This is a genomic window from Enterobacter quasimori, from assembly GCF_018597345.1.
GTDB classification, from domain to species: Bacteria; Pseudomonadota; Gammaproteobacteria; order Enterobacterales; family Enterobacteriaceae; genus Enterobacter; species Enterobacter mori.
Genome location: NZ_JAHEVU010000002.1, coordinates 725319 through 738984, shown reverse-complemented (window position 1 = coordinate 738984; position 13666 = coordinate 725319). Strand labels below are relative to the sequence as shown.

Genomic DNA, 13666 nt, shown 5'->3' with positions numbered 1-13666 from the left:
GATCTGGCGAGGATCGCCGGTGAAAAAGGCGCGGAATGGCCTGGAAGATAACTGACGTCGGTGACGGTCCATATAGCGGGCTGTAGCCCTGTACTCCTGAACAATTAAACGGAGGCTAAACATATCAGAGATAACGTCTTTTTAGCAAAGATTTACTTTCCTTTGCAAAAACGCAATAAGACTCAATTTCTGTTGAGATTTTTCTGTATTGCGAAAGCTAAATTACGGATCTTCATCACATAAATTATTTTTTCACTGTCTAAAATAATTCGCGGAAGTCTTAGTTAATTTAACTCTAACCCTTATCTGAATCGATTCGGTTCGCCAATACGATTCTCAGTACGTCTGCCCGACAGGCGTATTAATGATAATAAAAGGAGGTAGCAAGTGACCATTGCTATTGTCATAGGCACACATGGTTGGGCTGCTGAGCAGCTACTCAAGACGGCAGAGATGCTGTTGGGCGAGCAGGAAAACGTCGGCTGGATCGATTTCGTTCCCGGTGAAAACGCCGAGACGCTGATAGAGAAGTACAACGCTCAACTCGCGAAGCTGGATACCAGCAAAGGCGTGCTGTTTCTCGTCGATACGTGGGGCGGCAGCCCGTTTAATGCTGCCAGCCGCATTGTCGTCGATAAAGAGCACTACGAGGTTGTCGCCGGGGTGAATATCCCAATGTTGGTGGAAACCTTCATGGCGCGCGACGACAACCCGAGCTTCGATGAGCTGGTGGCCCTGGCGGTGGAAACCGGGCGTGAAGGCGTTAAGGCGCTGAAAGCGCAACCGGTTGAAAAACCTGCCCCGGTTGCGGCGGCACCGAAAGCGGCGGCACCGACAAAACCGATGGGCCCGAACGATTATATGGTCATCGGCCTTGCGCGTATTGATGACCGTTTAATCCACGGCCAGGTGGCGACACGCTGGACCAAAGAGACCAACGTTCGCCGCATCATCGTCGTCAGTGACGAAGTGGCTGCGGATACCGTACGTAAAACCCTTCTGACTCAGGTTGCCCCTCCAGGCGTTACCGCGCACGTGGTGGATGTGGCCAAGATGATCCGCGTGTACAACAACCCGAAATATGCTGGCGAGCGCGTGATGCTTCTGTTCACTAACCCAACAGACGTCGAGCGCATTGTTGAAGGCGGCGTGAAAATCACCTCCGTAAACATTGGTGGTATGGCTTTCCGTCAGGGCAAAACGCAGGTCAACAACGCGATTTCGGTTGATGAAAAAGATATTGAGGCATTCAACAAGCTGAATGCACGCGGTATTGAGCTGGAAGCCCGCAAGGTTTCCACGGATCAGAAACTGAAAATGATGGATTTGATCGGCAAAGTTGGGAAATAAGCCCGCGCCGGTTTTTCACATAAAGCTTATGCAATAGGAGAAGTACAATGGAGATTACCACTCTTCAGATTGTGCTGGTGTTCGTCGTCGCATGTATTGCGGGTATGGAATCCGTACTTGATGAATTTCAGTTCCACCGTCCGCTGGTGGCCTGTACGCTGATCGGTGCCGTTCTCGGTGATATGAAAACCGGTATCATCATCGGTGGTACCCTGGAAATGATCGCCCTCGGCTGGATGAACATTGGTGCAGCGGTTGCGCCCGATGCCGCGCTGGCCTCTATCATTTCGACCGTTCTGGTTATCGCCGGTCATCAGAGTATTGGTGCCGGTATCGCCCTGGCGATCCCGCTGGCTGCAGCAGGCCAGGTTCTGACCATCATCGTGCGTACCATCACCGTTGCCTTCCAGCACGCGGCGGATAAGGCGGCCGAAAACGGCAACCTGACGGCGCTATCCTGGATCCACGTGTCGTCCCTGTTCCTGCAGGCGATGCGTATCGCGATCCCGGCGGTTATCGTGGCGATCTCTGTCGGTACGAGTGAAGTCCAGAGCATGCTGAACGCCATTCCAGAAGTGGTCACCGGCGGTCTGAACATCGCGGGCGGCATGATCGTGGTTGTCGGTTACGCGATGGTCATCAACATGATGCGCGCAGGCTACCTGATGCCGTTCTTCTACCTCGGCTTCGTGACCGCCGCCTTCACCAACTTCAACCTGGTTGCGCTGGGTGTGATTGGTGCAGTGATGGCGATTCTTTACATCCAGCTCAGCCCGAAATATAACCGCGTCGCGGGTGCCCCAGCGCAGGCTGCTGGTAACAACGATCTCGATAACGAACTGGACTAGCAGGTGAGCGAAATGGTTGATATGACAAAAACTACCACTGAGAAAAAACTCACTCCGGGTGATATTCGTGGCGTGTTCATTCGTTCTAACCTGTTCCAGGGTTCATGGAACTTCGAACGTATGCAGGCGCTGGGCTTCTGCTTCTCCATGGTACCGGCAATTAAACGCCTGTACCCGGAAAACAACGAAGCGCGTCGTCAGGCGATTAAGCGTCACCTGGAATTCTTCAACACTCATCCTTACGTTGCGGCCCCCGTACTGGGCGTAACGCTGGCGATGGAAGAGCAGCGTGCGAACGGCGCAGAGATTGACGATGGTGCTATCAACGGTATCAAAGTCGGCCTGATGGGACCGCTGGCCGGTGTCGGCGACCCGATCTTCTGGGGTACCGTTCGTCCGGTCTTTGCGGCACTGGGTGCCGGTATCGCGATGAGCGGCAGCCTGCTTGGCCCACTGCTGTTCTTCATCCTCTTCAACGCAGTTCGCCTGCTGACCCGTTACTACGGCGTGGCTTACGGCTACCGTAAAGGGGTAGACATCGTTAAGGACATGGGCGGCGGCTTCCTGCAGAAACTGACCGAGGGGGCGTCAATTCTCGGCCTGTTTGTGATGGGGGCGCTGGTTAACAAGTGGACGCACGTGAACATCCCGCTGGTGGTCTCAACCATCACCGGTCAGGATGGTCAGACGCGTGTGACCACCGTGCAGACGATTCTGGACCAGCTGATGCCGGGCCTGGTACCGCTGCTGCTGACCTTCGCCTGTATGTGGCTGCTGCGTAAGAAAGTGAACCCGCTGTGGATCATCGTTGGCTTCTTCGTCATCGGTATCGCGGGCTACGCCGTCGGTCTGCTGGGCCTGTAAGTTTCACAATGCTTTAGGCCGGGGGCTTGCCCCCGGTCTTTTTATCTGGAGGATGAATGACTGTCACGGACATCGTACTGGTTTTGTTTATTGTTGCCCTTATGGCTTACGCGATCTATGACGAGTTCATCATGCCCCGCCGTCACGGCGAGACGCTGCTTTCCCTTCCCCTTCTGCGACGCGGGCGCGTTGATGGCTTCATCTTCGCAGGCCTCATCGTCATTCTGATCTACAACAACGTAACCAGCAACGGTGCGCTATTAACCACATGGTTATTATGTGCGCTGGCATTAATGGCAATTTACCTGTTCTGGATCCGCTCGCCAAAAATCATTTTTAAAAAACACGGATTCTTCTTCGCCAATGTCTGGATAGAATATAACCGCATTAAAGAGATGAATTTATCCGAAGACGGTGTGTTAGTGATGCAATTAGAACAGCGTCGTCTGCTGATTCGGGTCAGAAATATTGATGACCTTGAAAAGATCTCCCGGTTACTCCTTAAAACTCAATAGGTTATTATTATAGCATCGGCTATAAAGTACGATATTCGCGTGCAGACAATATAGCCGTTGCTATATCCACCATCATCTTAACTTATATTTATTAACGATATTTTCACGCATAAATCTAAATGAAAATCGTTATCAGAAAAGCAGCTAAATTAAGCCTGCTTCGTTGTTGTTTTATATTCTCAAAATATGTTAAGGTTGCGCCCGTCGTTGGGGAGTAGCCGATTTCCTGTTATCAGGAAATGTACGTGTCAACATACTCGTTGAAAAACGTGGCGCGTACGGATCGCTTTCAGCACATTTCAGGTGTGTTGCGATCAGGCGAGACCATAGATACATCAACTGCTGTTTACTGGGGGCAGTGATGTGTCATATGGATATCCCCGGTCTGGACGCTGTTATGAACATCTCCGCTACGATCCTCCTTGCTTTTGGCATGTCCATGGACGCATTTGCTGCTTCCATCGGCAAAGGCGCCACGCTCCACAAACCTAAATTCTCTGAAGCCCTGCGTACCGGCCTGATTTTCGGTGCTATCGAAACGCTAACGCCGCTTATTGGCTGGGGTCTGGGGATGCTCGCCAGCCAGTTCGTGCTGGAATGGAACCACTGGATTGCGTTCGTCCTGCTGGTGTTCCTGGGGGGGAGAATGGTCATCGAAGGTTTTCGCGGTAACAGCGATGAAGATGATGCGCCACAGCATCGCCACGGCTTCTGGCTGCTGGTCACCACGGCGATTGCCACCAGCCTCGATGCCATGGCGGTCGGCGTCGGTCTGGCATTCCTGCAGGTCAATATTGTTGCTACTGCACTGGCCATCGGCTGCGCTACGTTGATTATGTCAACGCTGGGGATGATGGTGGGTCGGTTTATCGGCCCGCTGCTGGGCAAGCGAGCCGAAATCTTGGGCGGTATCGTGTTGATCGGTATTGGCGCTCAAATTCTCTGGGCGCACTTCGCCGGTTAAACCTCGCGCTGCCAGACGTGGATGCTGAAATCAGTCTGGCAGCGAAAAACGGTCTGCTTTGATAACGTTTCCCACACCTCTGGTTTTGCCCGCCACGCGAAGGGCGTCATCTGCAGCAACGCTACGGCCTCCTCCCCTTTGAGATCCATTTCATACGCCACAGTGTGTTCCTGCTGCAGCATAAAACCCGGCAGCTGTTCAGAGTGAGGCGCGTGCAAACGCACTTCGTCGTAAATCAACCCTTTCATTTCCATCAGATGTCGTGGTCCGGGCGTGACGGTGATCACCCAGCCACCCGGTTTCACCACGCGCGCCAGCTCTTCCGCCTTGCAGGGAGCATAAATGCGGATAATGGCGTCCATGCTGGCGTCGTCAAACGGCAGCCGGTGGCTGGATGCCACACAAAACGTTACGGCAGAATAGCGTTTTGCCGCCGCGCGAATCGCCACTTTTGCGACATCCAGGCCAAAAGTCTCTGCGCCCTTCTCGCGGGCAATCTCTGCAAAGGTTGCCGTGTAGTAGCCTTCGCCACAGCCGATATCCAGCACAGCGGTAGCATTATCAGGCAGGTGATGCGCCAGTACCTGTGCGACCGTATCCCGAAGCGGCTGGTAGTGTCCTGCATCCAGAAACGCACGGCGCGCCTGCATCATCTCTGCACTATCCCCCGGATCGCGGGAGCGCTTGTGCTGCACAGGGAGAAGATTCACGTACCCTTCCTTCGCCATATCAAACTGATGTCCCTGCGGACAGGTAAAGCTTTTCTCTGAGCGCAGCAGATGCGCATGGCAAAGGGGACAACTGAAGGACATGACAACTCCGGGGGCATAAACCAAAGGGCGAAGTGTACCGCTATTCGCCCGTCTTATAAACGCCTGGTTAACGCATGACGATAAGGTGGTCAGAATCCGCCGGTAGACCATCCGGTCTCACATTCTCCAGACGCAGCACGTTGCCCATAATTTCGCTGAACACCGGCGCAGAGACGGCACCGCCGTAGTAGGCACCGTTCTGAGGATCGTTAATGACCACCACCAGCGCAAAGCGCGGATCGCTGGCAGGCGCAACGCCAGCGGTATAGGCGACATATTTATCGACGTATTTCCCGCTGTCATCAATCTTCTTCGCTGTCCCGGTTTTCACCGCCACGCGATAATCACGTACGGCGGCCTTAACACCGCCGCCACCCGGCAGCGCAACGCTTTCCATCATGTGTTCGACTTCATGCGCAATCGCCTCTGACATCACCCGATGGCCCATAACGGGAGGGTCAATGCGGGTAATAGAGAGTGGACGCTCAAGACCAAAGCTACCGATAGTGGCGTAAACATGCGCCAGTTGAAGCGGCGTTACCATCAGCCCATAGCCGAATGCAAACGTCGCTCTGTCGAGCTGGCTCCAGAATTTACGCTGTGGCAATAGCCCCGCACTTTCCCCAGTTAAGCCAAGGCCAGTATTTGTGCCGAAACCAAAGTTTCTATAGGTATCGATGAGGTGCTGGACCGGCATCGCAAGAGAGAGGCGTGACACGCCCGTATCGCTCGATTTTTGCAGGATACCGGTCATCGTCAGTTCCGGGTAGTAACCCACATCGCGGATACGGTGCCCGTCAAGCATGTACGGGCGGGTGTCAATCACGCTGTCCGGCTGTACCAGCCCCTGCTGCAGGGCCGTCATCAGCACCAGCGGTTTGACGGTCGAACCCGGTTCGAAGGTATCGCTGATCGCACGATTACGGAAATCATTTAACGTCGCCCCTTCGCGATTATTAGGGTTAAAATCCGGATAGCTTGCCATCGCAAGAATTTCGCCCGTCTGGATATTGATTAATACCGACGCCCCCGACTCGGCTTTATTCCACGCCACCGCATTATCGAGCGCGTCTTCGGTGATGGTTTGCAGACGCTCATCAATACTCAGCTGAATGTTATGGGCAGGCACGGGGGCCACTTCCGTCAGATTTTCAACCACGTGCCCGTAGCGGTCTTCCCTCACCTGTCGGACGCCAGGCTTGCCCATCAACTGGGTATTGAAACTTTTCTCAACACCTTCAATTCCTTGTCCATCTATATTCGTAAAGCCAATAAGATTGGCCGCCACATGTCCTGCAGGGTAAAAGCGGCGGGATTCATCGCGTAGATTAATGCCCGGCAGGTTGAGTTTGTCTATCCACTGCGCCTGTGAAGGATCGACCTGACGGGCCAGGTAAATAAACCGTCCCTGCGGATTGCTGTTTATGCGCGACGACAGCGTGCTCAGCGAGAGATGCAGCGCATTGGCCAGCGCCTGCCAGCGGTCGTCAAACCCTACGCCACCTTTTGCCAGTACCGTTTTAGGATCGGCCCATACCGCCCGGACAGGCACACTCACCGCCAACGGCCTGCCCTCGCGGTCCACGATCATTCCGCGCGGCGCATCAATGGCGACCTCACGCAGCGAGCGCATGTCCTCCTGCTTAACCAGATTGTCAGGTTTAACGATTTGCAGCCAGGCCACCCGCCCCAGCAAAAAAGCCAGACTGCAAAAAATAGCAAAACAAAGCAGAGCAAAACGCGCCGGAGTGAAGTTTCCGGTGGTCATTATGGTTTTCTTTTTCACCTGAGCCTCAGGGCTGTTGATCAACGCCCTGATTTAACGAGAAAAACCGTTCTGAAGGAGGGTAAACAATGCTAATAACCTCGTAGCTTTGCAACAAGTTACTAACAAGCAGTGGAATGGTAATATTTTGAAAGATAAGAGAATAAAAAAGCCCCGCGATGCGCGAGGCTTTATGTCTGAGATTGAAGCGCCAGGCACTTCAGTCAGCAGTGGTTCGATCAGATAGCAGTTACGTTAACTGCAGCTGGGCCTTTCTGGCCGTCCTGAATTTCGAACTCAACGTTCTGGCCTTCAGCCAGAGTTTTGAAGCCATTACCCTGGATTGCAGAGAAGTGTACGAACACATCTTTGCTGCCGTCAGCAGGAGTAATGAAACCAAAACCTTTAGACTCGTTGAACCACTTAACTTGACCTTTAATCTTTGCCATTTGCAAAATTCCTTAGAGTGTTTTCTTAGCCCGCAGGCTTGACTGAGATAAAACTGAGACATTACTGCATGAGGCACTAATATAAGGTTCGGCAGAGAAGCGGTATTCAACGACAACGTGTTTACTCAGGACTTCTTTACTGAAAATGCCACACATAAACAGAACTGTACCTCGTTTGACCCAAAACGTGTTATCACACACAACGATTAATATGGCAAGCCATTTTTAAACGTGTCTCGATCCGCCGCACAAATTCAAACACTGTCCTGGTATGATCTGCACGCTAATGCGCAACGATCATGGACAACGTGTGTTCTTTACACCGCCACTGCGCTATTACCGCAAGCGCTGTTATCTAAGACTTTTTTACCATAGACCATACATTTCTTGCCGTCCAGAGACAGGGACAACTTTCTTTATAACGTTGATTGAGTTAGAACATTTTGTGAAAACTTATGCTCAAATCATTCCAACGCGCCGGTAATGGACAATGCATATTTGATGTTAATAAACATACTGGCACTGCATTAAAAATCACCAGTGAATAAAGAATATGATGCACCAAAATAATGAAATTTTTATGACTCTGCCTCAAAACAAGGCAAGCAAAACGTTTCGATAAAAATAAAACAATCGTGAAGGGCTATAAATACAAAATATATGCAACTGTTACGCGCATTGTTTAAAAGGATAAATATTCGCCAATTTTCAGTATCCTGAAGGAATTATTAACCGCTGCTACATAATTAAGTGCCTGAGTTAACGCCTGGACGGGTTCATCAAGGGATTCATCTGCCAGCTCAAACACGCCCCAATGGATGGGAAAGGCCAGGGGTTGGCCGAGCTGCTGCCATAACGCCACGGCAGATTGCGGGTCCATGTGATGGACCGCCATGAACCATTCTGGTGCATACGCGCCAATCGGCAACGCGGCGGCGTCAATTTTGCCCAGACGTTCGGGTATCGATAACAACTCCGGCGAATAACCCGTATCACCGCTGAACCAAAAACGGTGCTTTCTTCCCTCAAAGACCCAACCACACCATAAGGATCGATTCCGGTTCCAGGGGGTTCGCATGCTCCAGTGCTGCGCCGGAACGGCCGTCAGGGTGATTCCCTGCCAGGTCATGCTCTGCCACCAGTCGAGTTGTACGATGTGCCTGGCTCCGCGGCGGCGAAACCAGTCTGCCAGACCTAAGGGAACAAACAGCATTACGTCAGGAAAACGTTTGAGGATACGGCGAATGGTTGCGTCGTCGAGATGATCGTAGTGATTATGCGAGATAACCACTGCATCAAGCTGTACAAGTTGCTCAACAGACAGTGCGGGAGGTGTTTTGCGCACCGGTCCTGCAAAAGGAAGCGGAGAAGCGCGTCGCGAAAAGACCGGGTCGGTCAGAATGGTATTGCCGTCCATCTGCACCAGCAGACTCGCGTGTCCAAGCCACCAGACCCCGTCGCCTTGTGGCTGTTTCAGCTCAACCGGTTGCCACCACTGGCGTATGAAATCGTCATATCCCAGCGCAGGCGGTTTGGGTAAACCTGCAGCTTTCCGCGCCTTACGCCAGCGCTCAACATCGCCGGGCTGATGTCCTACGGGTGCAGTATTGCGAAAGCCATTCGGCGTGTGATGGATCCGGGAGGGGTCATACCAGGGATTTTTCCAGACCACGGCCACCTCCCGCGAGCAACAGGTTATCGTTCGGCCACCAGACGGATAAAATCGTCTTCGTCTTCTTTGTCTGCAACGACCGCTTCTTTAGGGACTTCTTTCTCTTCAAGTTCGTTTGCTTCGCACAGACGGCGCAGCAGCGCATTCTGGCGCTTTTGCTGATCGAGCAGCGCTTCAAGCAACTCAATTTGTTCGTTCGTGCGCGAGCTGGCGCGGTTGACGAAAAACCAAATGACCAGTCCTGCGACCAGAATAATCAACGAGACCATCAGGGACGCCAGATTTAGCAGCCCAGAATTCATTAACTCACCCATTTCACCACCTCAATAAAAACGCCCATTTTACCACTGGCGCGAAGGAAGGAAATGACCTTAGGAAAAAATGCGTCTTACCACGGAATAAACTTGTTGATTGCGCAAACGCCGCTAAAAAACTGTACATCCTGATCGCACATCACGTTGATAGTCTGTGTCCACAGCACCACACATGCCACCAACACGATAACCAGAATTACCCAGCGTATTTTTTTCACTCCACTCTCCGTTTTATGACCCGAGGCAGCCAGGTTATCACGGCTATCTTAAACAGCGTCTAACTGTACCCTCATCAAACTCTTTTCGGAATCGTGCACTTGTTTCACTGAGTAAACAGGTTAGGCTAAATGCATGACAACAACGATAAAGAGGTAATGATGCATTTAATCATTCGAACTATTATTGCACTGGCCGTTCTCTGGACTGGCCTTCTGTTAACCGGATATGGCGTGCTTGTGGGGAGCACCGAAAACGCCGCAGGTTTAGGTATCAAGTGTAAATATCTGACAGCCCAGGGAATGAGTACTGCGCAGTACATCCACTCGGACAGTGGGATCATCGGTTTGACCAACTGCCCTGTCCTGCGTAAATCGTCCGTTGTGATTGATAACGGCTAAACATCGCTCAACCGCATCCATGAAAAACGCCGCAAAATGCGGCGTTTTCTTTATCCCTGCCAGGGTTAAAACGGATAATCGTTATAGCCCATCTGCTCAGAAATTTTACGCGCGGCGGTATGAAGAATAGCCACGTACTCATGCAGGCGTTCTTCGGAGAAGCGTAGCGTCGGGAACGAGATACTCAGGCCGGCAATAACAACACCGAAGCGGTCGAACACGGGGACGCCAATGCAGCGCAGCCCTTCTTCCTGTTCTTCGTTATCTTCACCGTATCCCTGCTCACGCACTTTATCCAGCACCGCTAATAGCTCATCGGTGGTGGTGATGGTACGCTCCGTGCTGCGTTTGTATTCCACGCCAGAGAGGATCTGTTCCACCTCTTCACGGTCGCGCCATGCCAGCAGTACTTTACCAATGGCGGTACTGTAAAGCGGGTTACGGCGACCAATGCGCGAATACATGCGCAGGTTATACATGGAATCAATTTTATGGATGTAAACAATGCTGTCCTCATCCAGTGCGCCAAGATGGACAGTTTCTTTTGTCAGACGAGAGAGTTCGCGCATTTGAATATCCGCACTGCGGATCAGATCAACGTTTTGCAGGGCACGTGCACCCAGTTCGAACAGCTTCAGCGTCAGCGAGTATTTTTCAGATTCGCCTTCCTGCGCAACATAGCCCAGTGACTTCATGGTTTGCAAAAAGCGATAAACGGTGCTTTTCGACATCATCACACGCTGCGACAACTCTGTAATACCAATTTCACGCTCTTCTCCGAGCGCCTGTAAGATGCCAAACACCTTCAGCACGGAAGAAACAGAATCTGGCTGCTTATCCAAATCTGCAATTGCCATTTATCACCTCATGGAGAGTGTTTTATAAAAATCAGAACCGGTTTTTATTATAAATTCCCGTCATGCTAGCTGCAATCAATCCTCGTTTACTTCGTTACAAATCTGCGACATAAAACGGAATTAACAGTGCTAAAATAGTTACCCTGAGAATAATTTCCTACCGAGCTATTCATCCATAATGCAAAAAATCCTTTCCGATGGTCTGCCTTTGCCCCAGCGTTACGGCGCTATTGCGACGATTATCATCGGCATTTCCATGGCCGTTCTCGACGGTGCCATTGCTAACGTTGCCCTGCCAACGATTGCCAGCGATCTGCAGGCTTCCCCCGCCAGCTCTATCTGGATCGTCAACGCTTACCAGATAGCCATCGTGGTTTCGCTGCTTTCGTTCTCTTTTCTGGGCGACATGTTCGGCTACCGCCGGGTCTATCAGTGCGGGCTGGTGGTTTTTACCCTGACGTCGCTCTTCTGTGCCCTTTCAGATTCGCTGCACACCCTGACGATAGCCCGTATTGCCCAGGGTTTTGGCGGCGCGGCGCTGATGAGCGTCAACACTGCGCTGATCCGCTTAATCTACCCTCAGCGCCATTTAGGACGCGGTATGGGGATCAACTCATTTATTGTCGCGGTCTCTTCTGCCGCCGGACCGACTATTGCGGCGGCCATTCTTTCTGTCGCCTCCTGGCAATGGCTTTTCGCCATCAACGTGCCGCTCGGCATCGTCGCGATCGTCTTTGCCCTGCGCTATCTCCCTGGCAATGGCCCGAAAAGCACCATGCCCCGCTTTGATCTGCCCAGTGCGGTAATGAATGCCCTGACCTTTGGCCTGCTGATCACTGCTCTGAGCGGGTTTGCCCAGGGTCAGTCGTTAGCGCTTACCGGCGCAGAACTTGCCGCTCTGCTGGTTGTAGGCTTCTTCTTTGTGCGTCGCCAGCTTGCACTGCCGGTACCCTTGCTGCCGGTAGACCTGCTGCGTATTCCTCTTTTTTCACTGTCTATTTGCACCTCGATCTGTTCGTTCTGTGCCCAGATGCTGGCGCTGGTTTCCCTGCCCTTCTTCCTGCAGAGCGTGGTCGGTCGTTCTGAGGTTGAAACCGGGCTGCTGTTAACGCCATGGCCGCTGGCGACGATGGTGATGGCGCCGCTGGCCGGATATTTGATCGAACGCGTGCATGCCGGACTGCTGGGTGCAATCGGGCTGGCGGTGATGGCAACCGGCTTGTTTGCCCTGGCTCTGCTTCCCTCATCGCCTACGGATCTGGATATTATCTGGCGCATGATCCTGTGCGGTGCGGGTTTTGGTCTGTTCCAGTCGCCGAACAATCACACCATTATCACGTCCGCACCGCGCCATCGCAGCGGAGGAGCCAGCGGCATGCTCGGCACGGCCCGCCTGCTGGGTCAAAGTACCGGTGCTGCACTGGTTGCGCTGATGTTTAACCTTGCCGGGCAGAATGGTAACCACGTTGCGCTCCTGACCGCAGGGTTCCTGGCTACCCTCGCGGCCATTATCAGCGGACTTCGGGTTACCCAGCCCGGCGTGAAGGCATAAAAAAAGCCGGGCGGAGTACTCTCCGGCCCGGCTTTTATCGGTCTCTACACGTTACTTCAGGTATTCGCCGTTGCGCAGCGCTTCAATACGTTTATCGAGCGGCGGGTGGGACATAAACAGCTCGCTGAGCGATTTCGATTTACCGTTAATGCAGAAGGCCATCATGCTGGTCGCTTCCTGCGGCTCGTAGCTGGTCTTCAGACGCTGCAGCGCAGCAATCATCTTCTCCCGCCCTACCAGTTTTGCAGAGCCTGCATCCGCGTGGAATTCACGGTGACGTGAGAACCACATGGTAATGATGCTTGCCAGGATACCGAACACCAGCTCAAGTACCATCGAAACAGCGAAATAGATCAGCGGGTTTCCGTTGCTCTCTTCACCTTCGTCGCGGTTGCCCCCCATAAAGCCTGCCGCGATTTGCGCCAGGATACGAGAGATGAAGATCACGAAGGTGTTCACCACGCCCTGAATCAGGGTCATGGTCACCATATCACCGTTCGCGATATGGCTGATTTCGTGGGCGATAACCGCTTCGGCTTCGTCACGGCTCATGTTCTGTAGCAAACCAGTGCTGACGGCAACCAGAGACGCATCACGACGAGCCCCCGTAGCGAAAGCGTTAATGTCCGGTGCATGGTAAATAGCAACCTGAGGCATCGCGATGCCTGCCTGCTTTGACTGCTGAGCCACCGTGTTCATCAGCCACTGCTCCATATCGTTACGCGGCTGCTCGATAACTTCACCACCGACTGATTTCAGCGCCATCCACTTCGACATCAGCAGAGAGACGAATGAGCCACCAAAACCAAACAGCAGCGCCATAATCAACAGACCCTGAACGCTGCTCGACTGAATTCCTGTCAGGCTTAGCACCAGCCCGAATACCACCATAACCGCCAGGTTGGTGAGCAGGAAGAGCGCGATTCGCATCATAATTTTCTTTTAACCTCTGTTTAACAAAACGCACTATGCGATTACCCACATCGTATGGGTATTGTGGCTATTTTCAAGGATTCGAGGGGCGTAAGTCACCAGAAAGACACAACTTTACACAATTGAAGATCAGCTTGACGAGAGGAAGCAGAAC

General features: G+C 52.6%; 16 protein-coding genes and 1 riboswitch. Of the genes, 7 read left to right on the top strand and 9 right to left on the bottom strand.

What is annotated here, in order from left to right; genetic code table 11:
* Positions 1-387: 387 nt before the first annotated feature.
* From manX to mntP, 5 genes are all read left to right on the top strand, one after another.
* The gene (gene manX / locus KK102_RS11810) at positions 388-1350 is read left to right on the top strand and encodes a PTS mannose transporter subunit IIAB (protein ID WP_126545417.1); all 963 of its coding nucleotides are present in this window, start codon (positions 388-390) and stop codon (positions 1348-1350) included.
* Between the two features lie 47 nt (positions 1351-1397).
* On the top strand, positions 1398-2198 hold the full coding sequence (manY, locus tag KK102_RS11805; RefSeq protein WP_008500490.1) for a PTS mannose transporter subunit IIC: 801 nt from the start codon (positions 1398-1400) through the stop codon (positions 2196-2198).
* Between the two features lie 12 nt (positions 2199-2210).
* Positions 2211-3062, top strand: a complete 852-nt coding sequence (locus KK102_RS11800) for a PTS mannose transporter subunit IID (protein ID WP_006810994.1) — start codon at positions 2211-2213, stop codon at positions 3060-3062.
* A gap of 56 nt (positions 3063-3118) precedes the next feature.
* Positions 3119-3577 carry a DUF986 family protein gene (locus tag KK102_RS11795; RefSeq protein ID WP_126545418.1) on the top strand — a complete coding sequence of 153 codons (459 nt, stop codon included), beginning with the start codon at positions 3119-3121 and terminating at the stop codon, positions 3575-3577.
* 197 nt (positions 3578-3774) lie between these two features.
* Positions 3775-3965: riboswitch (yybP-ykoY riboswitch) on the top strand.
* 9 nt (positions 3966-3974) lie between these two features.
* On the top strand, positions 3975-4541 hold the full coding sequence (gene mntP, locus KK102_RS11790) for a manganese efflux pump MntP (RefSeq protein WP_126545419.1): 567 nt from the start codon (positions 3975-3977) through the stop codon (positions 4539-4541).
* Here the strand turns inward: mntP and rlmA are convergent.
* From rlmA to mgrB, 7 genes are all read right to left on the bottom strand, one after another.
* On the bottom strand, positions 4538-5353 hold the full coding sequence (gene rlmA / locus KK102_RS11785) for a 23S rRNA (guanine(745)-N(1))-methyltransferase (protein WP_126545420.1): 816 nt from the start codon (positions 5351-5353) through the stop codon (positions 4538-4540). The genes mntP and rlmA overlap by 4 nt on opposite strands.
* 67 nt (positions 5354-5420) lie before the next feature.
* Positions 5421-7139 (bottom strand): peptidoglycan glycosyltransferase FtsI, encoded by a 1719-nt coding sequence (gene ftsI, locus KK102_RS11780; RefSeq protein WP_126545421.1) that lies wholly within the window; start codon positions 7137-7139, stop codon positions 5421-5423.
* A 218-nt stretch (positions 7140-7357) separates the two neighbouring features.
* A complete protein-coding gene (gene cspE / locus KK102_RS11775; RefSeq protein ID WP_001062678.1) occupies positions 7358-7567 on the bottom strand; it encodes a transcription antiterminator/RNA stability regulator CspE in 210 nt (69 codons plus the stop codon).
* Between the two features lie 12 nt (positions 7568-7579).
* A complete protein-coding gene (locus KK102_RS11770; RefSeq protein WP_052302290.1) occupies positions 7580-7723 on the bottom strand; it encodes a DUF2627 domain-containing protein in 144 nt (47 codons plus the stop codon).
* 526 nt (positions 7724-8249) lie between these two features.
* Positions 8250-9239, bottom strand: a complete 990-nt coding sequence (locus KK102_RS11765; RefSeq protein WP_216357644.1) for an MBL fold metallo-hydrolase — start codon at positions 9237-9239, stop codon at positions 8250-8252.
* A 23-nt stretch (positions 9240-9262) separates the two neighbouring features.
* Positions 9263-9553 carry a YebO family protein gene (locus KK102_RS11760; RefSeq protein WP_216357643.1) on the bottom strand — a complete coding sequence of 97 codons (291 nt, stop codon included), beginning with the start codon at positions 9551-9553 and terminating at the stop codon, positions 9263-9265.
* Positions 9554-9627: 74 nt separating this feature from the next.
* Positions 9628-9771 carry a PhoP/PhoQ regulatory lipoprotein MgrB gene (gene mgrB, locus KK102_RS11755; protein ID WP_089598207.1) on the bottom strand — a complete coding sequence of 48 codons (144 nt, stop codon included), beginning with the start codon at positions 9769-9771 and terminating at the stop codon, positions 9628-9630.
* Positions 9772-9930: 159 nt separating this feature from the next.
* Here mgrB and KK102_RS11750 point away from each other — a divergent pair, with 159 nt between their 5' ends.
* Entirely contained in the window at positions 9931-10170 is a 240-nt protein-coding gene (locus KK102_RS11750; protein WP_029485125.1) for a YobH family protein, read from the top strand.
* A gap of 65 nt (positions 10171-10235) precedes the next feature.
* On the opposite strand, the gene kdgR is transcribed toward KK102_RS11750, so the two are convergent.
* Positions 10236-11027: a DNA-binding transcriptional regulator KdgR gene (gene kdgR, locus KK102_RS11745; RefSeq protein ID WP_010432655.1), complete on the bottom strand. Its 792-nt coding sequence runs from the start codon at positions 11025-11027 to the stop codon at positions 10236-10238.
* 178 nt (positions 11028-11205) lie between these two features.
* On the opposite strand from kdgR, the gene KK102_RS11740 reads away from it, so the two are divergent.
* On the top strand, positions 11206-12579 hold the full coding sequence (locus KK102_RS11740) for an MFS transporter (protein ID WP_214605549.1): 1374 nt from the start codon (positions 11206-11208) through the stop codon (positions 12577-12579).
* A 51-nt stretch (positions 12580-12630) separates the two neighbouring features.
* Here the strand turns inward: KK102_RS11740 and htpX are convergent, their stop codons facing one another.
* A complete protein-coding gene (htpX, locus tag KK102_RS11735; protein WP_216357642.1) occupies positions 12631-13512 on the bottom strand; it encodes a protease HtpX in 882 nt (293 codons plus the stop codon).
* Positions 13513-13666: the final 154 nt, after the last annotated feature.

Excerpts from the sequence above, each read along its gene's own strand:
- cspE (WP_001062678.1), bottom strand. The coding sequence starts at position 7,567 with ATGGCAAAGATTAAAGGTCAAGTTAAGTGGTTCAACGAGTCTAAAGGT.
- manY (WP_008500490.1), top strand. The coding sequence starts at position 1,398 with ATGGAGATTACCACTCTTCAGATTGTGCTGGTGTTCGTCGTCGCATGT.
- KK102_RS11770 (WP_052302290.1), bottom strand. The coding sequence starts at position 7,723 with ATGTGTGGCATTTTCAGTAAAGAAGTCCTGAGTAAACACGTTGTCGTT.
- KK102_RS11740 (WP_214605549.1), top strand. The coding sequence starts at position 11,206 with ATGCAAAAAATCCTTTCCGATGGTCTGCCTTTGCCCCAGCGTTACGGC.
- rlmA (WP_126545420.1), bottom strand. The coding sequence starts at position 5,353 with ATGTCCTTCAGTTGTCCCCTTTGCCATGCGCATCTGCTGCGCTCAGAG.
- KK102_RS11760 (WP_216357643.1), bottom strand. The coding sequence starts at position 9,553 with ATGGGTGAGTTAATGAATTCTGGGCTGCTAAATCTGGCGTCCCTGATG.
- mntP (WP_126545419.1), top strand. The coding sequence starts at position 3,975 with ATGAACATCTCCGCTACGATCCTCCTTGCTTTTGGCATGTCCATGGAC.
- KK102_RS11750 (WP_029485125.1), top strand. The coding sequence starts at position 9,931 with ATGCATTTAATCATTCGAACTATTATTGCACTGGCCGTTCTCTGGACT.
- KK102_RS11800 (WP_006810994.1), top strand. The coding sequence starts at position 2,211 with ATGGTTGATATGACAAAAACTACCACTGAGAAAAAACTCACTCCGGGT.
- htpX (WP_216357642.1), bottom strand. The coding sequence starts at position 13,512 with ATGATGCGAATCGCGCTCTTCCTGCTCACCAACCTGGCGGTTATGGTG.
- KK102_RS11795 (WP_126545418.1), top strand. The coding sequence starts at position 3,119 with ATGACTGTCACGGACATCGTACTGGTTTTGTTTATTGTTGCCCTTATG.
- kdgR (WP_010432655.1), bottom strand. The coding sequence starts at position 11,027 with ATGGCAATTGCAGATTTGGATAAGCAGCCAGATTCTGTTTCTTCCGTG.